Origin of the sequence: Acidovorax sp. LjRoot118, from assembly GCF_964253575.1 — a bacterium.
Taxonomy (GTDB): domain Bacteria; phylum Pseudomonadota; class Gammaproteobacteria; order Burkholderiales; family Burkholderiaceae_C; genus Acidovorax.
The window spans coordinates 2,377,298-2,400,054 of the sequence record NZ_CAXURB020000001.1; the positions used below are offsets into that span (position 1 = coordinate 2,377,298).

At 67.3% G+C, this 22,757-nt stretch carries 15 protein-coding genes and 1 pseudogene; 7 read left to right on the top strand and 9 right to left on the bottom strand.

What is annotated here, in order from left to right; translation table 11 throughout:
• Nucleotides 1–49: 49 nt before the first annotated feature.
• Complete coding sequence (gene atzF / locus ACSQ9E_RS11255; protein ID WP_436178539.1) at nt 50–1,792, bottom strand: allophanate hydrolase; 1,743 nt, start codon at nt 1,790–1,792, stop codon at nt 50–52.
• A gap of 351 nt (nt 1,793–2,143) precedes the next feature.
• Here atzF and ACSQ9E_RS11260 point away from each other — a divergent pair, with 351 nt between their 5' ends.
• The 5 genes and pseudogenes from ACSQ9E_RS11260 to ACSQ9E_RS11280 all read left to right on the top strand — a co-directional run bounded on the left by ACSQ9E_RS11260 (nt 2,144) and on the right by ACSQ9E_RS11280 (nt 5,493).
• A complete protein-coding gene (locus tag ACSQ9E_RS11260; protein WP_436217802.1) occupies nt 2,144–3,190 on the top strand; it encodes a histone deacetylase family protein in 1,047 nt (348 codons plus the stop codon).
• A pseudogene (locus ACSQ9E_RS11265) lies at nt 3,187–4,242 on the top strand (NAD(P)/FAD-dependent oxidoreductase). Before ACSQ9E_RS11260 ends, ACSQ9E_RS11265 begins: the two are co-directional and overlap by 4 nt.
• A gap of 158 nt (nt 4,243–4,400) precedes the next feature.
• Complete coding sequence (locus ACSQ9E_RS11270; protein ID WP_436217803.1) at nt 4,401–4,706, top strand: DUF883 family protein; 306 nt, start codon at nt 4,401–4,403, stop codon at nt 4,704–4,706.
• Nucleotides 4,707–4,771: 65 nt separating this feature from the next.
• Nucleotides 4,772–5,167: a phage holin family protein gene (locus ACSQ9E_RS11275; protein WP_436217804.1), complete on the top strand. Its 396-nt coding sequence runs from the start codon at nt 4,772–4,774 to the stop codon at nt 5,165–5,167.
• Nucleotides 5,167–5,493 (top strand): hypothetical protein, encoded by a 327-nt coding sequence (locus ACSQ9E_RS11280; RefSeq protein ID WP_436217805.1) that lies wholly within the window; start codon nt 5,167–5,169, stop codon nt 5,491–5,493. The genes ACSQ9E_RS11275 and ACSQ9E_RS11280 overlap by 1 nt, the downstream gene beginning before the upstream one ends.
• Nucleotides 5,494–5,541: 48 nt before the next feature.
• Here the strand turns inward: ACSQ9E_RS11280 and ACSQ9E_RS11285 are convergent, their stop codons facing one another.
• Nucleotides 5,542–11,109 carry an alpha/beta fold hydrolase gene (locus ACSQ9E_RS11285; RefSeq protein ID WP_436217806.1) on the bottom strand — a complete coding sequence of 1,856 codons (5,568 nt, stop codon included), beginning with the start codon at nt 11,107–11,109 and terminating at the stop codon, nt 5,542–5,544.
• A 98-nt stretch (nt 11,110–11,207) separates the two neighbouring features.
• Here ACSQ9E_RS11285 and ACSQ9E_RS11290 point away from each other — a divergent pair, with 98 nt between their 5' ends.
• Complete coding sequence (locus tag ACSQ9E_RS11290) at nt 11,208–12,950, top strand: ATP-binding response regulator (RefSeq protein WP_057203085.1); 1,743 nt, start codon at nt 11,208–11,210, stop codon at nt 12,948–12,950.
• A gap of 15 nt (nt 12,951–12,965) precedes the next feature.
• On the opposite strand, the gene ACSQ9E_RS11295 is transcribed toward ACSQ9E_RS11290, so the two are convergent.
• Nucleotides 12,966–13,616 carry a response regulator gene (locus ACSQ9E_RS11295; protein ID WP_057203084.1) on the bottom strand — a complete coding sequence of 217 codons (651 nt, stop codon included), beginning with the start codon at nt 13,614–13,616 and terminating at the stop codon, nt 12,966–12,968.
• 184 nt (nt 13,617–13,800) lie between these two features.
• Nucleotides 13,801–14,856 (bottom strand): quinone-dependent dihydroorotate dehydrogenase, encoded by a 1,056-nt coding sequence (locus tag ACSQ9E_RS11300; protein WP_436217807.1) that lies wholly within the window; start codon nt 14,854–14,856, stop codon nt 13,801–13,803.
• Nucleotides 14,857–14,903: 47 nt separating this feature from the next.
• Between ACSQ9E_RS11300 and rpiA the strand changes: the two genes are divergently transcribed.
• On the top strand, nt 14,904–15,593 hold the full coding sequence (gene rpiA, locus ACSQ9E_RS11305) for a ribose-5-phosphate isomerase RpiA (RefSeq protein WP_436217808.1): 690 nt from the start codon (nt 14,904–14,906) through the stop codon (nt 15,591–15,593).
• 76 nt (nt 15,594–15,669) lie between these two features.
• On the opposite strand, the gene ACSQ9E_RS11310 is transcribed toward rpiA, so the two are convergent.
• The 5 genes from ACSQ9E_RS11310 to ACSQ9E_RS11330 all read right to left on the bottom strand — a co-directional run bounded on the left by ACSQ9E_RS11310 (nt 15,670) and on the right by ACSQ9E_RS11330 (nt 22,552).
• The gene (locus ACSQ9E_RS11310; RefSeq protein WP_436217809.1) at nt 15,670–16,320 is read right to left on the bottom strand and encodes a glutaredoxin domain-containing protein; all 651 of its coding nucleotides are present in this window, start codon (nt 16,318–16,320) and stop codon (nt 15,670–15,672) included.
• A gap of 37 nt (nt 16,321–16,357) precedes the next feature.
• Nucleotides 16,358–18,403: a M3 family metallopeptidase gene (locus tag ACSQ9E_RS11315; protein WP_436217810.1), complete on the bottom strand. Its 2,046-nt coding sequence runs from the start codon at nt 18,401–18,403 to the stop codon at nt 16,358–16,360.
• 42 nt (nt 18,404–18,445) lie between these two features.
• Nucleotides 18,446–19,300, bottom strand: coding sequence for a bifunctional methylenetetrahydrofolate dehydrogenase/methenyltetrahydrofolate cyclohydrolase FolD (gene folD, locus ACSQ9E_RS11320; RefSeq protein ID WP_179680384.1), 855 nt, complete (start codon nt 19,298–19,300; stop codon nt 18,446–18,448).
• Between the two features lie 67 nt (nt 19,301–19,367).
• Nucleotides 19,368–19,994 (bottom strand): response regulator transcription factor, encoded by a 627-nt coding sequence (locus ACSQ9E_RS11325; RefSeq protein WP_007848524.1) that lies wholly within the window; start codon nt 19,992–19,994, stop codon nt 19,368–19,370.
• Nucleotides 19,991–22,552 (bottom strand): PAS domain S-box protein, encoded by a 2,562-nt coding sequence (locus ACSQ9E_RS11330; protein WP_436217811.1) that lies wholly within the window; start codon nt 22,550–22,552, stop codon nt 19,991–19,993. The genes ACSQ9E_RS11325 and ACSQ9E_RS11330 overlap by 4 nt, the downstream gene beginning before the upstream one ends.
• Between the last annotated feature and the right edge of the window lie 205 nt (nt 22,553–22,757).

Sequence of the window (22,757 nt, forward strand, 5' to 3'; positions counted from 1 at the left end):
CAGGCTCCTGCAGCAAGGTTGAAAGGTGAGGGGATGAAAGGGGCATGCGTCAGTTGCCGGCCTTGAGCGACGTGATGTACGCCCGCCAGCCGCCGAAGCTGCTGATGTCGCGCGCACCGGCCAGCGCCAGCGGCTCGCAGATGAAGCCCTGCACGCTGCTGGAGTCGGCCAGTGTGAGCGTGCCTATGCCCAGCGGCTGCGGGATCAGCGCGACGAAGCTGCCGTAGTGCGCGGCGGGCATGCGCCACACCTCGACCGCGATGCGCTTGCCCTGGCCCGGCGCCACACGCAGCAGGCCGGGCTTGGGCGGCACGGTGCCGGGCAGGGCGTAGAGCTGGTAGTCGGCGGCCGTTTCGGTCGCCAGCTCCAGCGTGGCGCCGCGTTCGGTGAGCTGACCGTTGAGTGGCATGCCGCTCAGGTGGGCACCGACCACGGCGACCCGTACTGTGGCGGGTGCCTGCAGCCCGGCGATGGGTTGGGGCGCGGGCAAGGGCGTGCTGCCGGCGGCCTGGGGCAGGCCGGTGGCGTGGTGGTAGCGCTGGCCCAGCTCGGCCAGTTGCCAGTCGCTGCCGCAGGGGCCGATGAGGGTGATGCCGAAGGGCAGGCCATCGGCGCGCAGGCTGCTGGGCACCGAGATGGCGGCATAGTCCAGCAGGTTGACGAAGTTGGTGTAGGCGCCCAGGTTGCGGTTGAGCACCACCGGGTCGGCCTGCATGGCGGCAATGGTGTAGTGGGTGGGGGCCGTGGGCACCAGCAGCAGGTCGATGGCCTCGGGGCCCTGCCACATCGGTGCCACCTGCTGGCCCAGGGCGCGCAGCCGGGTCTGTGCATCGCACAGGTCGGCCGCGCTGTAGCGGCGCCCGCTGGCCAGGATGCTGCGCACCGGCTCCACCACCTCGTTCTCGTGCTGGTCGAAGAAACTGCGCACGGCGGCATAGCGTTCGGCGACCAGCGCGCTTTCATAAAGCAGGGCTGCGGCCTGGGCCAGCGGCGCGTAGGGGATGGGCACCGGCGTGCCGCCCAGGGCCTTGAGGCGGGCCACGGCCTCGGCGAATGCCGCCTCGGCCGCTGCATCGCCAAAGAACTCGAGCACATCGGGCACGCCGAAGCGGAAGCTGGCGGGCAATGGCTTGGTGGCCAGGGTGAGCTGCCGCCCATAGGGGTCTTGCGCGTCATAGCCCTGTGCGACCTGCAGCACCCGGGCCGCCACGTCCACCGTGCGCGCGAAGATGGAGACACAGTCGGCGCTCTGCGCGGCCGGAACCACGCCGCGGGCGCTGACCAGACCCTTGGTCGGCTTGATGCCCACGATATTGTTCAGCCCGGCTGGTACCCGGCCCGAACCGGCCGTGTCGGTGCCCAGCGCGAAGTCCACCTGCCCGGTGGCCACCACGTAGGCCGAGCCTGAACTGGAGCCACCCGACACGTAGGCCGGGTCCAGCGCATTGGGCACCGCGCCGTGCGGCGAGCGCGTGCCGTTGAGCCCGCAGGCGAACTGGTCCAGGTTCGTCTTGCCCACCAGCGTTGCGCCGGCGTCGAGCAGGCGCTGCACCACCGCCGCATGGGCTGTGGCCATGTAGGCAAAGGCAGGGCAGGCGGCGGACGTGGGGTAGCCCGCCACGTCGATGTTGTCCTTGACCGCAAAGCGCAGGCCGCTGAGCGGGCCGCCAGGCCTGCCGGCGACGGCGGGCTCGCAGCGCACCAGCCAGGCCTGCTCAGCCAGCGGGAGGGGCGGTGAACCGTCAGGCACAGGAGGAAATTCGGCCACCAGGGAGTTTGTTGCTTGCACCATTTTGAAGAATTCAATCTTGGATACAAGAAGAGATGCAAGCGCTGTGCCAGGGCGGCCGGGTCCGCAGCGGATCGGTCAGGTCCATGTGCCGCAAGGGGGGAAGTCCGGCAAGAACCGCCTAGCGCTCACAGGGAAGCCCGTGGCTTTTGGGGCCGGACCAGGCCTGGTGCCGGCGCGTGAGGCGCGGCACATGCGGCCGGCTGCCGGCGCTGACGGGCGCCCGCTTTTGCTGCGGTCTGGTGCATGGGCAGCGTTTCGAGCGGTGTGGGACGCGCTAAAGTGGTGAGCCCTGCCGGCCTCCGTGGGATGCATCGACGGACGCGGGCAAAACCATTTCCTGTCTGTGCCCGCATGATTTCCTTCCACAACCCCTTGCACTACCGGCATGCGCCGGTCCATGAGTTCTACCGTGGCGAGCGCGTGCCGTGCTTCGAGAAGCCGGTCCGTGCCCAATATGTGGAGGACGCCCTGCTGGAGCGCGGCCATGGCCTGCTGGTGCCCGACGTGGACAGCACGCCGGTGCTGGTCCAGGTCCATGCGCCGCGCTACCTGGCTTTCTTGAAGAACGCATGGTCGCAGTGGCTGGCGCTGGATGCGGCCAACGCCTCGGTCCAGCCCTTCCCTTCGGTGTGGCCGGTGCGCAGCTTGCGCAGCGACGTGGAGCCGGACAACTTCGTGGCCAAACTGGGCCTGTACTCCATGGACAACGGCACGCCCATGGCCGAGGGGACCTGGGAGGCCGCTAAGGCCGGTGCCGACGCCGCTGCCAGCGCCGCGGCCCGCGTGGCCCAGGGCGCGCGGGCCGCGTTCTGCTGTACCCGCCCGCCGGGCCACCATGCGGGGCCCGACTTCATGGGCGGCTACTGCTTCCTCAACAACGCCGCCGTGGCTGCCCAGTGGCTGCGCAACCAGGGCAGCCAGCGTGTGGCCCTGCTGGACGTGGACTACCACCACGGCAACGGCACGCAGAGCATCTTCTACGACCGTGCCGACGTGCTGTTCATCAGCCTGCATGGCGACCCGCTGACCGAGTACCCGTTCTACCTGGGCCATGCCGATGAAACCGGCGAAGGCGAGGGCGCAGGTTTCAACCTCAACCTGCCGCTGCCTGCAGGCACCACGGCCGATGAATGGTTCGCCGCGCTGGAGCAGGCCTGCGTGCGCATCGCGCAGTACCAGGCAGACACGCTGGTGGTCTCGCTCGGGCTCGATGCCTTCGAGGACGACCCGATCTCGAAGTTCGCGCTCAAGACCTCGGACTTCACGCGCCTGGGCGAGCGCCTGGCGGCCCTGGGGCTGCCCACGGTGTTCGTGCTGGAAGGCGGCTACGCTGCGGCGGAGCTGGGCAACAACGCCGTGAACGTGCTCGACGGCTTCGATCACGCAGCGGCGCGATGAGCGATACCGTCGACTGCGTGGTGGTGGGTGCCGGCGTGGTGGGCCTGGCCGTGGCCCGTGCGCTGGCCTTGCAGGGGCGCGAGGTGATGGTGCTGGCTCGCGCAACAGCGAGGTCATCCACGCCGGGCTGTACTACGCCACGGGCTCGCTCAAGGCCCGGCTGTGCGTGCAGGGGCGCGATCTGCTGTGCGCCTACTGTGCTGAGCGCGGCGTGCCGCACCGGCGCTGCGGCAAGCTGATCGTGGCCACGTCCCCAGAACAGATCCCTGCGCTGCAGGGCATCGAAGTGCGCGCCCGTGCCAATGGCGTCACTGACCTGCAATGGCTCGATGCCGAGGCCGCGCAAGCGCTGGAGCCCGCTCTGCAGTGCGTGGCGGCGCTGCACTCACCCAGCACGGGCATCGTCGACAGCCATGCGCTGATGCTGGCCCTGCAGGGCGACCTGGAGCATGCGGGCGGCCTGGTGGCGCTCAACTCGCCGCTGGCCCATGCCCGCTGCACGGCCCAAGGCATCCACCTGCAGGCCGCCGACGGCACCGAATTGCTGGCACGTACGGTGGTCAATGCGGCGGGCCTCGCCGCACCCGGCCTGGCGCGGCGCTTCGAGGGCCTGGAAGCCGCCATGTGCCCACGCCGCACTACGCCAAGGGCAGCTATTTCACCCTGGCCGGGCGGGCGCCCTTCAGCCGCCTCATCTACCCCGCGCCCGAGGCCGCCGGCCTGGGCGTGCACCTGACGCTGGACATGGGCGGGCAGGCCCGTTTCGGCCCCGACGTGCAGTGGGTGGACGACCCGGCCGACCTGCAGGTGGACCCTGCCCGGGGCGATGCCTTCTACGCCGAGGTGCGCAGGTACTGGCCTGGCCTCAAGGACGGGGCGTTGGTTCCAGGCTATGCGGGCATGCGCCCCAAGATCAGCGCACCGGGCGAGCCTGCGGCCGACTTCGTGGTCCAGGGGCCGGCAGTGCATGGCGTGCCCTGTTCGGCATCGAGTCGCCCGGCCTGACCAGTGCGTTGGCCATCGCTGCGTGCGTGGCATCGCTGGCGGCCTGACGCAAGTCAATCAGCGGGCACTGCGCAGGCCATTGCGTCCAAGTCCTACAAGGGGTTTTAGGATGTGTCCGCTAAGATGGCGGTGAATGCTGCATGCAGCCGCCGCGTGGCGGCCATGGGGTGTGATTGTTTTACTTCTAATCAGAAAGGTGTGCTGTATGAGCGTTTCCGAATCCCTCTCCACGACCCAGGCCGATCTGGAAAAACTCGTGTCTGACCTGCGCGGCCTGCTGTCCAGCAAGGACCTCGACTCCGTCCCCGACATCAAGCTGTTGCGCCAGAAGCTGGACGACGGCCTGCAGACCGCCCGTGACTCGGCTGTCCGCGCTGCACAGGATGCCGCCCGCCAAGCCAAGGACGCTGCCCTGGCTGCGGACCGCTATGCCCACGACGAACCCTGGCGCGTGGCCGGTGCGGCACTGGCCGTCGGCGCCCTGGTCGGCTTTCTGCTGGCCCGCCGCTGAAACGGCTGCGCACTGAAACGCAACAGATACCGCTTGTCTTCACTTCGTAGAACCCAAGGACACTGATGAACTGGCTTGCTCTTCTGGGCCTGGATGCGCTGGTTGCGCGCTGGCGTGCGAATGTCATAGAAGGGGCCATTGCAGCCGAAGACCGGATGGACTTGGCCCGCCTTGAATGGCAGGACCAGAAGCAGCGCCTGCAGCAACTGCTGGTGCTGACCATTCTGCTCGGCGGGCTCACGGTAGTGGCACTCATCATGCTGTCCATGGCGGTGCTGGTGCATTTCTGGGATACCGAACACCGCGTGCTGGTGGGCTGGCTGGTGGCCGGGGCCTGGTTGCTGGGCTGGGGTGGTACGCTGCTCAGCCTCGTGTCCGTTGCAAAACGGGCCGGCAACGGCTTTGCGCTGACCCGCCAGGAGCTGGCCCAGGACTGGCGCGACATCAAGGAGCGCCTGTGATGGCTGCCGACAACCACGCCTTTGTTCCCGAACCCACGGCCGAGCAGCAGCGCGTGCTCGACCGCATTGCCAAGCAGCGCGAGCGCATTCGTGCGCGGCGCATCGCGCGCGCGCAATCGGTGGCGCTGGCCCAGTCCGCGCAGCAGGCCTCGTCGGAGGAGCCGTTTGCGCTGCGGGCGGCGGCTTTTGCCAAGCAGCACCCGGCAGCGGTGGCTGCCCTGGTGGGTGTGGCCCTGGTGGCGGGGCCGCGCCGCCTGGTCCGATGGGTGGGCCTGGCGATGCCGCTGGTCACCCGGCTGCGGCCCTTTCTGGCGCGCAGGGCCTGACGGTCTCCCTCAGGTGGCCTCGGAACAGGTCCGGGGCTCTTTCGCACGCTAGCGAAAAGTGGGGGAGACACTCCCGACAGCCAGTTGCGCCTGCAGTTCCTTGACCAGGACATTGCCAGGCTCGTAAATGCCCATGGCGACGGTTGCGGTGCCGCTGGCCGCAGGGTCTTGTGTGATCGTGATCTTGGAGAACTGCCGCAGGGCACCTGACGCGAAGCGCGCGGTGGAAACCACGGCTGCATCCGCGTCGCTGCCTGGCGCGCGCACCGGTGTGTCGAAGGTGAAATCGGCTTGCTGCGCGTTGGCGAAGGGCAGGCTGGCATTCCACGCCGAGCACACGAGATTGAGCGCAGTCGCGGACTTGCCCTGGCTTGTGAGTTCGAGCTCGACCAGGGCGCTCAGGTGGTAGTCGCCAGCCACGAAGATCAGCCCCTCGACGTCGTTCTCGACAATGAACCGCACCAGCCTGCGCCAGCTGGCCGGATAGCCGAGCCAGTTGTCCGCAGCGATGCAGGTCGCCGGTTCGGCAACGAAACGGTTCTCGGGCAGGGCGAAGACGCTGCCGCTGCACAGCAGCTTGGGCCCCTTGGGGTGGGCCAGCAGCCAGCCTTCGATGGCCTGCATCTGCTCTTCGCGCATGATGGGCACACCTTTCCAGTCGTGCAGCGTGCGGGGTGCGCGTTCGGTGCGCGTATCGGCGGCGAAGGCGGGTATGCCGCCGACCTCGAACGCATGCCACAGGCCGTGTTCCACGGTCCATCCCTGGGGGGTCAGGGACAGCCTGGGCAGCTCCTTGCGGTGAAAGCGTGACTGGTAGGCCGTGGCCGCCAGGAAACCGCTGTAGAAACGCTGCCCACGCAGGGAGTCCGCCGTGGCACTGTCCGCCCCATCGAGGTTGTCCTCGAACTCATGGTCGTCCACCACCAGCCAGACGGGCAGGCGCGCGAACAATTGCCGCGTGGCAGCGCTGCCCCAGCTCTCACGGTAGCGCTGTGCGCCGCGCTCATCGCGCTCCGTGGTTTCTGCAATATTGGCCGTGGCATCGGCATAGATCTGGTCGCCCAGCAGCAGCAGGGCCTGCACAGGCGCTGGGGTGTGGGCGATGTGCTGCTCCATGTCGCCGGCCAGCGCGTCGATCGCGCGGCGCTCGAAGGCCAGGCCCGGCCAGCGGCAGGAGGTGGCCAGGAAACTGGTGCTGGCGTGCGCCTGGTCATCTGCGGTCCAGCGCTGCCACCAGGGCAGCTCGGCCAGATCGAGAACGATGGGCAGCGACATGCTTGGCGCAGCGCCCGGCGGCGGGCCGTCGGTTTCCATGGGCCGGGCCGTGCTCGATTCCTGTGGACTGCAGCGCAGCGTGAGGCTGATCTGCGGCAGATCGGCAAACCGCAGCTTCTCGCTTTCCTCGACTACACAGGTCCAGTAGTAGCCCTGCCCGGTGGGCGGGGGGCTTGGCAGGGCCGGTGGGGAGCTGGGTTCCAGCACGCCGGGAAATCCTTTCACCTCTACCGAGTCGCACAGCGCGCCGCCGATCCGGACCTCCGGCACCATCGGTGTGCTGGTGGTGTCGAAATACTGTTCCACCCAGACCACCAGCCGGCGCTTCCCGTGCGGTTCGCGTTCCGTCTGCAGCATGGGGCCGGTCAGTGGCCGGATGGGTGCGATGAAGTCCCGGTCGGCCAGATCCGTGTCGCTGGACTGACCATCCGGGCATGGCAGGTCGGGGTCGATGTGGCAGCCATCGGCGATGTCCTTGAACGCGGCGGGATTCTCCAGAAAGTCTGTGAGATGCGGGTAAATGTCCGTATGGGCATGTTTGCCGAACAGAAAATCCATGTGACCGTAGCCCTTGCGGATGAAGGTGCGGACCACCGGCCCGGGCTGGTGCGCGAAGACCCTGCGCAACCGGTTCCAGGTGCGTGCCGCTCCGCGCGGATCGAACACCTGGTTGTCCAGGCCGTGTACGAACAGCGTGGGAAAGCGCCAGTTCCTGAGGAAGTTGTCTTCCAGGAGGTAGCTGTTCTCCCCATCGCGGTTGGTGAGCCGCTCGCGCAGCACGATGAAGTACAGCTGGCGGAACACCTCGACCCCCGCCGCCCCCACGAGTTCGCCCAGCCGCTCATGCGTGCGCGGATCCAGATTGGCATGCACCCACTCGCGCCCGTAGAAAGCGGTCATCCGGTTGCAGATGGCGCACCCTGCGCCAGGCGAGTCGCGGTGCGCTTCGTGCAGGCTGCGCTCTTCATCCGACCAGGCCAGGGTGGCCGCGAACCGGTCCAGCAGTTCATCTGCTGCACCCGGCTTGGCCGGGGGGAGGGGGTCGATCAGTTCGCGGCCCGTGAGCAGGTTGCGGTAGAGCGCGGCCAGCGCTCCCGAGAACCGGTTGGACACGGACGGCACCACCCAGGGGTGCACCGCATGGATGATGGCCGCGCGCACCTTGGCGGTGTCAAAGCGCGCCTGCAGCGCCGCCATGGCGAAGGCGCCCGCGCCCACGCAGTGCGCGAATACGTCGATGGGCTGGCCGCCTGCCTGGGCATGGACGCGGTTGATGGCTGCCGGAATGTCGGTGTGCGCGATGTCGTCCATGGTGTGCGCATCGCGCGCGTAGCCCAGGCGGTTGGACATGCGGTTGTCCAGCAGCCAGACGGTATAGCCCTCGCGCAGGAAGTGGCCGGCCAGGTTGGTGTCCACGGTGTCGGTCGCATACACGCCGCTGCCGTGGGCGAGCCCGTGGATAAAGAGGACGTGCCGCTCGCCCTGAGGGTGGCGGTAGACCGTCAGCTGCAGGTCGATCTGGTCCGTTTCTCCGCTGCGGCGCGCCACCTTCAGCACCTCGGCCTGCGGCCGGACATCAACGCCCCCGGCTGTTTTCAGCGAAGGATGCGGCGGCAGCGCAGGGCGCGTGTACTTCGCGTAGTCCAGGCCGCGCAGCGACCAGAAGTGCGTCTGCATCACCGCGCGCAGCCACAGGGAGGCGAACGACACCAGCGCGACGATGGTGGCCGGCGTGCTCGATGCTTCACGGACCTGCAGCCGCAGCCGGCTCACGAGGTCTGCCAGATCGACGCGCAGCGCCATCTTCCAGGGCGCCTTGTCCTGCCACCTGAGGTCCAGGTCCAGCATCGTGAGGGCGTCCCACAGCGTGCGCGCGCCGTTGCGGTAGGCCAAGAGTTTGCGGCCCTGGGCGACGACCGCCATGGCTTCGCCTTGCGGCACCAGCGTGAAGTGGTAGTCGAGCGTGCGGTAGTGGGTATGCAGCCAGCCGGCACGGGCCAAGGCGAGCAGCTTTTTGCGCCAGCCGGGGCCCACATACTGGGAAATGCCGCCGGGCCGGCGTTTCAGGTAGGCGCTGAATGCGAGCACGCCGCGCCAGGCCCGGCGCAGGAAGCCGGCATGCTCGAGCGCGAGCAGCGACACTTGCCCCGTGCCGCGCAGCAGGGGTTCGCCCTTCAAGGCGTCGGCGTGGATTGCCGGCCAGCCGGGGATGGGGTTGGCATAGATCGCCAACGAGGCATCCCATGGGGTCGAGGGGTTGGCCAGCCATTGGTGCAGGTCGACTGTGACCTCGACGGCTGCGATGAACGCGCGCGGCTGCGTGGCCGCCCCAGGGGGCAGCGGTGTGTCGTGCCGGGACAGGAGCCGCTGGGCCCAGTCGGGCAGGTGGGCTTTGTCGGTGCTGCCCAGCAGGTGCTCGTGGATGCGAAAAAGCACCACCCCTGTGTCGGATGCTTTCTGTCCAGCATCTGCCACACGGGGCTGCGACCTGGAGCCCTGTGCCGCCGCAACAGGCGCTGCGCAGTCCGCGTTCGGTTGCGCCAGCCCGCTGGCGATGTCCCGGGCCGCGAGCATGGACAGGGCGGAGATCGTGACGAACGGATTGACACCCAGGGCGCGCGGAACGATGGCTCCGTCCAACACATGCAGGCCCGCGTGGACTTCATTCCCCCGGCCCTTGAACACTGCACCGCGCCAGTCGACGGCCCCTTGCGTGCCATCGTCGCCCATGGGGCAACCGCCGAGCGGGTGGACCGTAATCGATTTTTCTCCCTGGCCGCCTGCGATGATGTCGGAAAACCCCTCGGGTGTCGGGTGCCACAAGGGGTTGGGGAGGTAGTCGCCCCCATCGAAGCCGCCGGCCGCATGCGCCTGGCTGAATGCCCGGTGCACAGCCTGGTAGTAGTCGGCATGCCCTGCTGTGGAGCTGGAGCTGCTGGAGGGCCACCTGACATCCAGTTCCAGGGTGTCTGGATCCCCGGGGCTGGTACCGGAGGGCGGGCGCAGGGAGATGGTCCCGTTCGATGCGTCATGGCCCATGGCCAACAGCAATTGCGCGTGCCGCGCCGCCCCACGTGGAAGGGCCAAGGGGTCGTCGGTGCCTGGAAACCGCGCGTCCACATCGTGCACATAGCGGTGCAGGGTCGACAGCGCGTGGCCCAGTGTGCTCGTGGCCTGGGCGAGCGCAGAAGGGATGGCGCCGTCCTGCACCAGGATTTCCTGCCCTACGCCCTCCACATCCAGCGGCACGCGCAGCGTTCCACAGATCGTCGGTCCGACGTCACGGCTGGGTGCCGTGCTGTCCGCTTCGGGGGCCGAGACGGCATTGACGGCCCGGTGCTGTCGCCAGCCCATCGCGAGCACGTCGCCATTGGTGGAAAAGGCCGAGCCCAGCGCCTCGGAGTGCGGTACATGGAAGGACCGCAGCAGCAACTCCGTGCTGCCCAGGCTGCCGGCGCTGACGATGACGGTGTGGGCGTCGATGCTGAACTCGACGGGCGCTGTGTTGCGGCTGCCCGTTGAACACTGGAAGTGCACACGCCAACGCAGGCTGCGCCCGTTCGCACTGCGTGCGGGTGTCTCCAGGGGCTCCACCCGCAAAGCGTTGCCGCCGACGAAAAAACGTGCGCCACGACCGTGCGCCGCCGGGATGAGGTTGGTGGCCAGCGTGCCCTTGGCGCCGATGTTGCAGCCGGTGAAGCAGTTGCCGCAGCGCACGCAGGCCTGCATCTCCACCCCGTGCGCGTTGGTGTGCTGCGTGTTCGAGATGGTGAGGGGGACCGGCTGCGCGCCGCCTGCGTGCAGCGCACCTCCCAGGCGCGACAGCGCCTGGAATTTGGAGAGGTCTGCCGCGCGCTCCAGTGGTGCCGCTTGCAGCGCCGATACGACTTCGTCCAGGGCCTCCATCAGGGCCTCCCGCCGTGCGCCACCGTGTCGGTACATGCTGGGCCAGTGCTCCTGGTCGAAGGTCTTTGCCGCCGGCTTGAAGGCCACGCCCGCGTTGACCAGGGAGCCGCCGCCCAGGCCGCTGCCGGTCAGCACCGCCACCTCGTCGAAATTGCGGACGTTGAGAAGTGCCTGCGCGTTGCCCAGGGCCTTTCCGCTGGCGCCGCGCTGCATCCGCAGGTGGCCAGGGAGGTGGCCGATATCCTCGGGGAACTCACCGAGGGCGTATTCCTTGCCGCGCTCGACGACCCAGGTTTCCACGCCGGGACCGGCCAGTTCACGTGCCGCGAAGCTTCCCCCGTAGCCAGAACCGACAATGAGCACGTCGCATTGGGGCGCCGGGTGGGCCTGCAACATCGTTTCGATGGACTCTGACCAGCGAGAATGGGTCGCCATGGTGCCTTTCCGTGGATGTCCGTTATTGAGTAACAATTACTTACATGCGTCTTTTACCGCCCTTTCCCGTTGATGCCAATCACCCATTGGATGTAGCCATGGCGCGCGAGTCGCTGCGGCTGCGCGCACTGCAGTCCGTGAAAGCGCGCAGCATGGTGGTCGTGGCGGCTGTGGTTGCTGCGATCTGTTTTGGCTTCACCACCCCGGTCTGGCGCGTGCTGGCGTGGATGTTTCCAGTGCTGCTCATGGCCCAGATCAATGCGGTGCTCAGCGCGCGCGCGCTGGCAGCGCTTGATACGTCGGACGCAGCAGCGCTGACCGAACAACAAACCCACCACTGGTGGATCACCGTGGCCAACCAGACCCTGATGGGGGTGACGGTCTGGTGGATCGGGTATGGCAGCGCCGGAGGTTCGGCCACGTTTGCCACCGCGCTGCAACTCATCTACCTCGGGGGGGCGCTGGTGAATGCTTCGACGCACCCGCCGACCTTCATTGCGGGCGCGTGGATCAACCTCGCTTTTGCGGCGCTCTTCTGGCTTACCCAGGGCGGCACCAATGGCCTGCCGCTGGCGCTGGCACTGTTCGGTGTGGGCCTGGTCATCGCCGCCTCGTCGCGGCAGACGGCGCAGGCCTTTCGTGATTCGCTGCAGATCCGCTTCGAAAATGCAGATCTGCTGCGCCAGTTGGGAGAGGAGAAACAGGTGGCAGAAGAAGCGAATGCCGCCAAGTCGCGGTTTCTTGCTGCGGCAAGCCATGACCTGCGACAGCCCCTGCATGCCTTGCTGGTCTTCTCGTCCCTGTTGCACCGCCATGAGACGCCGCAGACCTCGCAACTGATCGCCCACATCCGCGACGCAGCGGGATCGCTGGACAAGCTGTTTTCGGGCCTGCTCGACCTCTCCAAGCTGGAGACCGGCTCCATCGTGCCGCAGATGCAGGCCCTGAACATCGCCGCCATGGTCCGGGACCTGGTCAAGGAGTTCCAGCCGCGATGCACCGCCAAAGGGATTTCCATGGAAGCCGAGGGAGCCGATGAAGCGTGGGTGCTGAGCGACGCGTTTCTGCTGGAGCGCATCCTGCGCAATCTGGTGGACAACGCGGTGAAGTACACCAACGAAGGTGGCGTGGTGGTCTCGGTGCTGGCGCAGGAGAGCGTGGTGCAGCTGCAGGTGCGCGATACCGGCATCGGCATCGCCCGCGAATCGCAGGCCCGCGTTTTCGAGGAGTATTTCCAGGTCGGCAATCCGTCGCGCGACCCTGGGCAGGGCAGTGGCCTGGGCCTGGCCATCGTGCGCCGCCTTGCCAACCTGCTCGGGCTGGAAATGGGCATGCGGTCCGATGCTGGCCGGGGAACCGCGTTTACCCTCGTCTTGCCCCAGGCTCCGATTTTTGAAAACATGGGCATGGGTGCCGTTTCCGCACCCGCCCAGCCCGCGTTGACCACGGCCGTGGACGTCTGGCTCGTCGAGGACCATGCCCTGGTGCGGATGGCAACCACGCAGGCTCTGGAGTCGTGGGGCTGCAAGGTCACGCAATGGGAGGGCATGCCCCCGGATGCCGCGATGAATGCGATCACCACGCCCCCGCATGCGCTGATCGCGGACTACCGGCTCGCGGGTGATGCCAGCGGTCTGGACGTGGCGCAGCGGCTGCGCTCGCGCTGGCCCGGGCTGCCGGTGGCGATCATCACCGGGGACCCCGGCATCAACCTCCACGAGGTCGAGCGGCTGGGCAATATTGCGATGTGGCAAAAACCGGTTCTGCCCTCACTGCTCATCGACTGGCTGGCCGAACTCAGTGAGCAGGCCGTGGTTCCGGCTCCGGCCCAGGTCGACTGAGGCCGCTGGGCGGACTCAGGCGATGCGCACGCCTTGTCGTGCGCAGACGTAGACTGCCTCGGTGCGGCTTTGGACGTTCAATTGGCGGAATATGACGCTCAGGTGCGACTTCACCGTCTGGTCGCTGATATTGAGTTCGCGCGCAATCACTTTGTTCGGTAAACCGCGCAGGATGGCGGCCAGAACATCCCCCTGGCGCTGGGTGAGCTCGGGGAACGCCTGGGTGAGATCGCTGGGCAGGTTGGTGTCCGACGGCGCGGCCGTCCTCCCAGGCCCAGAGAGCAGGGTGGCAGGCAGGTAGATGCCACCCGAGGCAATGGTGTTCAGGGCCAGCAGCAGGGTTTCGGGTTCGGAGTCCTTGGCGATGAAGCCGACCGCGCCGTTGTCGATGGCCGTGCGGACCAGGGCAGCGCTCTTCTCGCCCGACAGCACGATCTGGCGTGCCTGGGGCACCAGTTCACGGATGGCCACCATGGCCTCGGCGCCCGAGAGGCCTTCCATGTGCCAGTCCAGCAGCACGATGTCCGCAGGCTGCTGGCGCAGTTTTTCGAGGCCTTCCTCGCAGCTGCCGGCGATCTGGGTGTTGATGCCGAAGCCGAGCTCGGCGAGCAGCAGGCGAAGCCCCTCTCGAAACAGGGAGTGATCGTCAATGACAAGAACATTCATGGGATGGGAATACGGGGCATCGCCGTGACGCCACCAAGGTGGCATGCACAGTCAAAATGGATTGGATTGCCATCGGCTGACACATCTGGTATCACACCGACTATGCCATGGTCTTGGCGTCCATGCATTGCGACATCCCAAGTTTTACCACTTGGTGGAATGTTAACCGCCAGCAGCGCTGCTTTTAGCGCATGGCCTTGATGGCTTGCGCCGCCCGTGTCACGAGCGCCGGACCTTCGTAGATCAACCCGGTGTAGATCTGCACCACGTCCGCGCCTGCGCGCACCTTGCTCACCGCGTCCTCGGCGCTCATGACTCCGCCCACGCCGATGATGGGGAAGCGGCTGCCCAGCGCGGCACGCAGCTGGCGTATCACCTGGTTGCTGGCTTCGAGCACCGGTGCGCCGCTCAGGCCGCCTGTTTCCTCGGCATGGCGCAGGCCCTTGACTGCGTCGCGGGCAATGGTGGTGTTGGTGGCGATCACGCCGTCCATGCCGTGGCGCTGCAGTGTGGCGGCGATCACCGACACCTGCTCCTCGCTCAGGTCAGGGGCAATCTTCACGAAGATGGGCGTGCGCTTGCCGGTCTGCCTGGCCAGCACCTCGCGGCGCTCGGCAATGGCGCCCAGCAGGCCGTCCAGCGCCTCGTCGCTTTGCAGCGCGCGCAGGTTCTGGGTGTTGGGCGAGCTGATGTTCACCGTCACGTAGTCGGCATGGGGGTATACGCCGTCCAGGCAGGTCAGGTAGTCGCTGGTGGCGTTTTCGATGGGGGTGCTGGCGTTCTTGCCGATGTTCAGCCCCAGCAGCATGCGCGGGCCGCTGCGTTGCTGGTCGCGAAAGCGCGACTGCTGCACGTTGCGCAAAAAGGCGTCGAGCCCTTCGTTGTTGAAACCCAGGCGGTTGATGAGGGCACGCTTCTCGGGCAGGCGGAACATGCGTGGCTTGGGGTTGCCGGGCTGGGCCTTGGGCGTGACGGTGCCCACCTCCACGAAGCCGAAGCCCATGGCACCCAGGGCGTCGATTACGCGGGCGTTCTTGTCCAGTCCGGCGGCCATGCCCACGCGGTTGGGGAAGGCCAGGCCGGCGAGCTCCACCGGGTCGTCCACCCGCGTATTGCACCAGGCCCACTGCAGCGGCGTGCGCTGCCCGCGCGCCAGCATGTCCATGGTGAGTTCATGCGCGGCTTCGGCATCCAGGCCGAAGAGGAAAGGGCGGGCGAGGGCGTAGGGGATCAGGGACATGGGGGTATGACAAGGGATAATTGCGCAATTACCTCCGATTTTCCCCCATGACGACCTCCACTCCCCTGACCCAAGAAGAACTCAAGGCCCTCGTAGGCCAGGCAGCCCTGCAATACGTGGTGCCTGGCGAGATTGTGGGGGTGGGTACGGGCTCCACCGTCAACAAGTTCATCGATGCCCTGGCCACCATGAAGGGCGACATCAAGGGCGCCGTGTCGAGCTCGGTGGCCAGCACCGAACGCCTCAAGGCCCTGGGCATTCCCGTGTTCGACGCCAACGAGGTCGAGGCCCTGTCGGTCTATATCGACGGCGCCGACGAGATCGACGGTCAGGGCCACATGGTCAAGGGCGGCGGCGCCGCGCTCACGCGCGAGAAGATCGTGGCCGCACTGGCCGGCCGCTTCGTCTGCATCGCCGACGAATCCAAGCTGGTGCCCGCGCTGGGTAAATTCCCCTTGCCGGTGGAGGTGATTCCGATGGCTGCGCAGAACATTGCGCGCCGTTTCGCAGCCCTGGGTGGCAAGGCCTGCATCCGCCAGAAAGATGGTCAACCCCTGGTCACCGACAACGGCCAGCACATCCTCGACGTCACTGGCCTGTCCATCACCGACCCGCTGGCCTTTGAATCCGACGTCAACCAGTGGCCTGGCGTGGTCACGGTGGGTGTGTTTGCGCACCAGAAGGCCTCGGTCTGCCTGCTGGGCACGGCGCAGGGTGTAAAGACGCTGAACTATTGAGCAAAGACGGCACTGCCGGCATCGATTAAAAAATGGGCCGCAGTTGCGGCCCATTGTCATGTCGGAGTGTGGCTGGTCAGAACCGGATGCCTTGCGGGTTGGTGGGTGATGGCCCTTCAGTGGATGGTGCCGGGCGCGCACGTGGCGACGCCGTTGCTGCAGGCACATCCGAGGCGGCGGCTGCCGGGGCTGCTGCTGCCGGGGCGGCGGCCGTCAGTGGCGTGGCTGCAGGGCGCCGGTAGCTGGCCGTCAATTGGGATGCCTTGGGATAGCCGGCCACATCCAGGTACTGCGTCCACTCCGTGTCCTGGAAGCCGACCATGCGCTGGCCACCGATGGTGCCGTAGGGCAGCGAGGTGTCTCCGCTGAGCTTGCGCAGTGCGTCGAGGTCCTCGTTGGTGCTCACGGTGCGCTCGGTGAAGGGTACGCCCCGGTTCACCAGCAGGCTGCGTGCGCTGGTGCAGGGGGCGCAGTCGCTGCCGGTGTACAGGGTGACGGGAAAGCGCTGGGCGATCCGCGAAAGCTCCAGCGGCAAGCCGGTTGTGCTTCCCACAGCACCCGTCGCCGGGTTGGTGGTGGTGGCCGTGGACTTGGTCGCATTGTCGGGCGCCCGGTCCGAGAAGGTGACCTTGCCGTCGGGGCCGACGATGCGGTACACCGTTTGCGCCTGCGCGGCGGTACAGGCCAGCAGGGCCAGCATGGGCAGGGACAGCAGGTTCTTGCGCATCGTCTTTCTCCTCGGGGTCGGTTTGTTGTAGGGCGCGTCAGGCCGCAGCGGGCTCGGCCATGCCCTGGTGGCGCATCAGGGCATCCAGGCGCGGTTCGCGGCCCCGGAATGCCTTGAACGACTCCATCGCAGGGCGGCTGCCCCCGGCTTCCAGAATCGCCTCGCGGTAGCGGCGGCCGGTCTCGGCGCTCGGCTGCCCGTCGCTGCCCACGGTCTCTTCAAAGGCTGCATAGGCGTCGGCGCTCAGCACCTCGGCCCATTTGTAGCTGTAGTAACCCGCAGCATAACCGCCCGCAAAGATGTGGCTGAAGGTGTGCGCGGTTCGGCTGAACGCCGGCGGCTGCAACACCGCCACTTCGGCGCGCACCTGGTCCAGCAGGGGCATGATGTCCTTGGCCGGGTCGTGCTCGGTGTGCAGCAGCATGTCGAACAGCGAGAACTCGATCTGGCGCAGGGTCTGCATGCCGCTCTGGAAGTTCTTGGCGGCGATCATCTTGTCGAACAGCGCGCGCGGCAGGGGCTCGCCCGTGTCCACATGGGCCGTCATGTGCTTGAGCACATCCCACTCCCAGCAGAAGTTCTCCATGAACTGGCTGGGCAGCTCCACCGCATCCCACTCCACGCCGCCGATGCCCGAGACGTCGCGCTCGTTCACCTGGGTCAGCATGTGGTGCAGGCCGTGGCCGAATTCGTGGAACAACGTGATCACGTCATCGTGCGTGAGCAGGGGCGGCTTGCCGTCCACGCCGCTGGCGAAATTGCACACCAGGTGCGCCACCGGGGTCTGCAGCACGCCGGTGTCGGGGCGCAGCCAGCGGGTGCGCACGTCGTCCATCCAGGCGCCGCCGCGTTTGCCGGTGCGGGCCGGCTGGTCCAGGTAGAACTGGCCGACCAGCGTGTTGCCACGCTCGATGCGGTAGAACTCCACGGCCGGGTTCCACACGGGCGCGCTGTCGCGTCGGATCGCCACCTCGAACAGCGTCTCGATGATCTTGAACAGCCCGGCCAGCACCTTGGGCGCCGTGAAGTACTGCTTGACCTCCTGCTCGCTGAAGGCGTAGCGCGCCTCCTTGAGCTTTTCGGCCACGTAGGGCCAGTCCCAGGCCTGCGGATGGGCCAGCCCCAGGTCGCCAGAAGCAAAGGCGCGCAGGTCGGCCACGTCCTTTTCGGCATAGGGGCGGGCGCGGTGCGCCAGGTCGCGCAGGAAGGTGACCACCTCGGCGGGAGAATCGGCCATCTTGGCCACCACCGAGACTTCGCCAAAGTTGGCGTAGCCCAGCAGCTGTGCCTCTTCCTTGCGCAACGCCAGGATCTCGCCGATCAACGCCGTGTTGTCGTACTTGCGGGCATCGCCCTCGGCCTGGTCGGAGGCGCGGGTCACATAGGCGCGGTAGATCTTCTCGCGCAGTGCGCTCTGGTGGGCGAACTGCATCACCGGCAGGTAGCACGGCATCTTCAGCGTGAGCTTGTAGCCGTCCTTGCCCTCGGCCTGGGCGGCGTCGCGCGCGGCCTGCAGCACGTCGGCCGGCACGCCATCCACCTCGGCGTCCGTGGCGTAGTAGGCAAAGGCGTCGGTCGCGTCCAGGGCGTTTTCGCTGAACTTCTGGCTCAGCTCGGCCTGGCGCTCCTGGATCTGGGCAAAGCGCTCCTTGGCCGGGCCGGCCAGCTCCGCACCGCTGAGCACGAAGTTGCGCACGGCATTCTTGTGTGCCTGGCGTTGCTCGGCGCTCAGCGCGGCGGGGTCGATGGCCTTGTACTTGGCGTACAGGCGCTCGTCGGCGCCCAGGCGCGTCCAGTACTCGGTCACGCGCGGCAGGGCGGCGTTGTAGGCGGCGCGCAGCTCGGGCGTGTCGGCCACGCTGTTGAGGTGGCTCACCGCACCCCAGGCGGTGCCCAGTTGCTCGGTGGCCACGTCCAGCACCTGGGCGATGGTTTCCCAGCGGGCGGGGAAGTCGGGGGCGGTCACCGTCTCCAGCGCCAAGTTGGCACGTTCCAGCAACACGTCGACGGCGGGTGCGACATCGCCTGGCGTGATGCGGTCAAACTGGGGAAGGCCGGAAAATTCGAGAAGGGCGTTGCTCATGCGGTGTAGATGGCGCCTCGGGGCGTTGGTTCAAGGGGTTTTTTACCGTGCAGCCGTGCGCTCGGCCGCTTCGATGGTGTTCACCAGCAGCATGGTAATGGTCATCGGGCCAACCCCGCCAGGCACGGGGGTGATCCAGCCGGCCACTTCCTTGACGCCCTCGAAGTCCACGTCGCCGCAGAGCTTGCCTTCGGCGTTGCGGTTGATGCCCACGTCGATCACGATGGCGCCGGGCTTGACCATGTCGGCTGTGAGCGTGTTGGCGCGGCCCACGGCCGCCACCACCACGTCGGCCTGGCGCGTGTGGTAGGCCAGGTCGGGCGTGCCGCTGTGCGTCACGGTCACGGTGGCGTTGGCCTGCAGCAGCAGCAGGGCCATGGGCTTGCCCACGGTGTTGCTGCGCCCGATCACCACGGCATGCTTGCCCTTGAGCGACTGGCCGGTGGATTCGATCAGCTTCATGCTGCCGTAGGGCGTGCAGGGGCGAAAACCCTCCAGCCCGGCCATCAGCTCTCCGGCCGACAGCACCGAGTAGCCATCCACATCCTTGGCGGTGGAAATCGCCTCGATCACCTTGTGCGGGTCGATGTGCTTGGGCAGGGGCATCTGCACCAGGATGCCGTGCACGCCCGGGTCGGCATTCAGCGCGGCGATGCGGGCCAGCAGGTCGGCCTCGCTCAGCGTGGCCTCGTACTTCTCGAAGATCGAGCGCACGCCGCTGTCCTCGCAGGCCTTGACCTTGTTGCGCACATAGACGGCCGAGGCCGGGTCTTCGCCCACCAGTATCACGGCCAGGCCGGGCTGGTGGCCACGGGCGGTGAGGGCAGCGGCGCGCTGGGCGACTTCGCTGCGCAGTTGGCGGGAGAGGGCGGTGCCGTCGATGATGTGGGCTGTCATGGCTGGAATACGGATCGAAAAGGGCGCCGGGTGGCGCCCTGGTGTGGGGGGTGGGCGGCGGGCGGGCTTAGCCTTTGGGCGCGTTCTGGCCTAGGGCGATCTTCAGCAGATCGGCCACGGTATTGGCATTGAGCTTTTCCATGATGTTGGCGCGGTGCGCCTCCACCGTCTTGATGCTGATGCCCAGGTCGTCGGCGATCTGCTTGTTCAGTCGGCCGGCGACGATGCGCTCGAGCACCTGCGCCTCGCGGCTGGTGAGCTTGGACAGCAGGGCATCGCGGCTGGCGGCCTGCTGGTAGCCGGCAAAGGCCTCGCGGGCATGGTCCAGCATGCGCTCGACCAGGCCGACCAGCTCTTCCTCGTCAAAGGGCTTCTGGATGAAGTCGAGCGCACCCTTCTTCATGGTGTTCACGGCCATGGGCACGTCGCCGTGGCCGGTGATGAAGACGATGGGCAGGGGCGACTTGCGCTCGATCAGGCGGTCCTGCAGCTCCAGGCCGGTCATGCCGCCCATGCGGATGTCCACGATCAGGCAGGCCACTTCGCGGGGGTCGTAGCGCGACAGAAAGGTCTCGGCCGAATCAAAGCAGCGCACCCGGTAGTCCTTGCCTTCCAGCAGCCATTGCAGGGAGTCGCGGACCGCTTCGTCATCGTCCACGACGTATACGGTGCCCTTTTTCGGAATCAAGCTCATGCAATTGTCCTTGGAATATGTGCGTTTGCTACAGAATTTGTAGTGTCATCGGCAGGCTTGGCAAGCGGCAACCAGAAGGAGAACCTGCAGCCCGTGACGTCTGAACCATTGTAGATGTTCTCTGCACGCATCCGCCCCTGGTGCGACTCGACGATGCTGCGGCACAGATTGAGGCCCATGCCCATGCCTTCCTGCTTGGTGGAGAAGAAGGCTTCGAACAGCCGCTCCAGCACCTCGGGCGCCAGGCCCTTGCCGGTGTCCAGCACCGAAAATTCGACCACCTCGCGGTCTTCGATGGTCTTGGGGACCACGCGCAGCTCCACGCTGCGGCCAGCCGTCGGTCGGTTGGCGTGCTGTATGGCCTCGGCGCCGTTCTTCATCAGGTTCACCAGCACCTGCTCGATCAGGATGGTGTCGGCCATCACGGGCGGCAGGCGCGCGGCGATGTACAGCGTAAGCCGCACATGGTGGCGGCGCAGCTCGATGTCGGCCAGCTCCACGGCCTCGGTCACCATCAGGTGCACGTCGGCCAGGGCCCGGTTGGGCTCGCTCTTCTTCACGAAGGCGCGGATGCGCTGGATGATCTGTCCGGCGCGCTGCGCCTGGTGGGCGGTCTTCTGCAGGGCCGTGAGCAGGGCTTCCTCGGTCAGCTGGCCGCTCTGGATGCGCGAGACCATGCCACTGCAGTAGTTGTTGATGGCCGTGAGCGGCTGGTTGAGCTCGTGCGCCACGCTGGACGCCATCTCGCCCATGGTGATCAGGCGGCTGACGGACTGCGCGCGCTCGGCTTGGCGCGAGGCCTGCTCTTCCGCCTGGCGGCGCGGCGTGATGTCGGTGGCGATCACCATCTGCGCCAGGCGCCCGTCCACCCAGTTGAGGTAGCGCGAGCGCACCTCCAGCCACTTGCCCAGGTCGGGCAGGAAGATCTCGGCGTTTTCGGTGCGGGCGCTGGTCAGCGTGTCGGTGGGCAGGCCCATCAGGCCGTCCTCGTCGTCCACGCCCGACGGCGTGCTGCCCGCCACGGGCACCACGCCGGCCTGGGCCACCAGCTGCAGGTGGCCTCCGGTCTGAGAGCCGAACCACTGGCGGTACAGCTTGTTGGCAAACAGCAGTTCCTCGCTGCCCAGCGGCGCCACGGACACCGAGGCATCCAGCGATTCGAGCACGATGGTGAAGCGCTCGTGCGACGCCGAGAGCTGCTCGCGCACCCGGTTGGGCTCGGTGATGTCGGTCATCGACGTCATCCAGCCGGTCTGGTGGCCATGGGCGTCAATCAGCGGCGACACGTACAGGCGTGCATCGAACAGCGTGCCGCTCTTGCGCCGCACGCGCACCTGGAACCCGCCGACGATGGTCTTGCCGCTGAGCTCGTCGCGAAGCTTGGCGTGCAGCGCCTCGTGGTCCGAGTCGGGCCAGTAGGGGAAGGGCGCCTTCAAGCCCACCAGCTCGGCCTCACTCCAGCCCGTCATCTGGCAGAAGGCGGCGTTGACGTAGGTGATGCGGCCTTCCATGTCCAGCGCGCGCATGCCGGTGAGGATGGAGTTCTCCATCGCGCGGCGGAAATTGGTCTCGGCCACCAGGGCCTGCTGGGCCTGCATGCGCCGGCGCGTGTGGCGCCAGGTGGCGATCAGCATCCAGGCCGTCATGGCACTGAGCGTGCCCACCAGCCAGAAGAGGCCGCTGCCCACCACGCCCAGCGATGTGCGGTAGGCCTGGGCGCGCAGCACCAGCCCGTTGCCCACGGGCGAGACCGGCACCTCGTACTCATTGGCGCGCGGGCTCCAGGGCAGCAACTGCGTGGCCGGGTTGCGCGGGCCCAGAGGGGTGCCCGCAAGCACCTGGTTCTTGCTGTCCAGCAAGGTCACGGCGTAGCGCGCCAGCACCTCGGTGGGCGTGCCGTAGCGCAGCAGGCTGTCGATGGAGTATTCGCCCAGCACCACGCCGCTGAACTTGCCCTGGTTGGTCAGCGGTACCTGCAGTTGCAGCAGGGGGGTGATGTCTCCCGCCGTCGCGGCCGGCTGGGCATACACGGGCTGCTGCAGGTCGCGCGCCAGGCCATAGGTGTCGGCCGTGTCGCCGGCCTTGAGCACCTCGCCGGCAATGCGCAGCTCGCTGCTGGCCAGGGTGGGTGCCGCGTGGCTGGCGCGGATGCGGCGGCGCTCGTCGATCCAGGTGATGGCTTGCAGCTCGGGGTATTGGCTGATCAGCGTCTCGGCCCGGCTCACGAACTCGGATTTTTCGAGCTCCTGGTTGGACAGGTCGCGCGCAATGCGCATCAGCTGCTCCTGCCGCTCCAGGAGGCGCAGGCGCACCCGCTGCTGGGCGTATTCCACGTCGCGGCGCAGGGCCTCCTGCTCGCGCTCGGCCTCTTCGGCGCGCAGGTACCAGAAGGCCGCCACGATGGCCGCCAGGAACATCAGCACCGCCGCCAGGGGTGCGAGCGCGGCAAACCGGTCCTGCCGGGTGGGCGAGAGGCTGCGCCACCACTTGCGCCACCAGCGCGCAGGGGCCGCGATGGGCGAGACCGTGGTGGGGGGCGCTGGGTCGGTGGGATGCATGTCCCTCAAGTGTAGAGGAGGCGCACACCTGGTAACGGACAGCAGGGGCAAACCTGTCCACGATCCCTTGCATGGTGTTTTCGGGCAGGACGTGGATCTTTTGCGAACGCTCGTTCTTGTGCGTTTGCAGCAAATTCTCATAATATGATATCAATGGGCACCATTTGAAATTCGCAAAAAGTTGTGCGAAACTAGGGGCAGTGTT

Bases quoted from the DNA above. Each gene is read 5' to 3' on its own strand.
- ACSQ9E_RS11285 (WP_436217806.1), bottom strand. From the start codon at position 11,109: ATGGCGACCCATTCTCGCTGGTCAGAGTCCATCGAAACGATGTTGCAG.
- rpiA (WP_436217808.1), top strand. From the start codon at position 14,904: ATGACGACCTCCACTCCCCTGACCCAAGAAGAACTCAAGGCCCTCGTA.
- ACSQ9E_RS11310 (WP_436217809.1), bottom strand. From the start codon at position 16,320: ATGCGCAAGAACCTGCTGTCCCTGCCCATGCTGGCCCTGCTGGCCTGT.
- ACSQ9E_RS11260 (WP_436217802.1), top strand. From the start codon at position 2,144: ATGATTTCCTTCCACAACCCCTTGCACTACCGGCATGCGCCGGTCCAT.
- ACSQ9E_RS11270 (WP_436217803.1), top strand. From the start codon at position 4,401: ATGAGCGTTTCCGAATCCCTCTCCACGACCCAGGCCGATCTGGAAAAA.
- folD (WP_179680384.1), bottom strand. From the start codon at position 19,300: ATGACAGCCCACATCATCGACGGCACCGCCCTCTCCCGCCAACTGCGC.
- ACSQ9E_RS11325 (WP_007848524.1), bottom strand. From the start codon at position 19,994: ATGAGCTTGATTCCGAAAAAGGGCACCGTATACGTCGTGGACGATGAC.
- ACSQ9E_RS11300 (WP_436217807.1), bottom strand. From the start codon at position 14,856: ATGTCCCTGATCCCCTACGCCCTCGCCCGCCCTTTCCTCTTCGGCCTG.
- ACSQ9E_RS11275 (WP_436217804.1), top strand. From the start codon at position 4,772: ATGAACTGGCTTGCTCTTCTGGGCCTGGATGCGCTGGTTGCGCGCTGG.
- ACSQ9E_RS11315 (WP_436217810.1), bottom strand. From the start codon at position 18,403: ATGAGCAACGCCCTTCTCGAATTTTCCGGCCTTCCCCAGTTTGACCGC.
- ACSQ9E_RS11330 (WP_436217811.1), bottom strand. From the start codon at position 22,552: ATGCATCCCACCGACCCAGCGCCCCCCACCACGGTCTCGCCCATCGCG.
- ACSQ9E_RS11295 (WP_057203084.1), bottom strand. From the start codon at position 13,616: ATGAATGTTCTTGTCATTGACGATCACTCCCTGTTTCGAGAGGGGCTT.
- ACSQ9E_RS11280 (WP_436217805.1), top strand. From the start codon at position 5,167: ATGGCTGCCGACAACCACGCCTTTGTTCCCGAACCCACGGCCGAGCAG.
- atzF (WP_436178539.1), bottom strand. From the start codon at position 1,792: ATGGTGCAAGCAACAAACTCCCTGGTGGCCGAATTTCCTCCTGTGCCT.
- ACSQ9E_RS11290 (WP_057203085.1), top strand. From the start codon at position 11,208: ATGGCGCGCGAGTCGCTGCGGCTGCGCGCACTGCAGTCCGTGAAAGCG.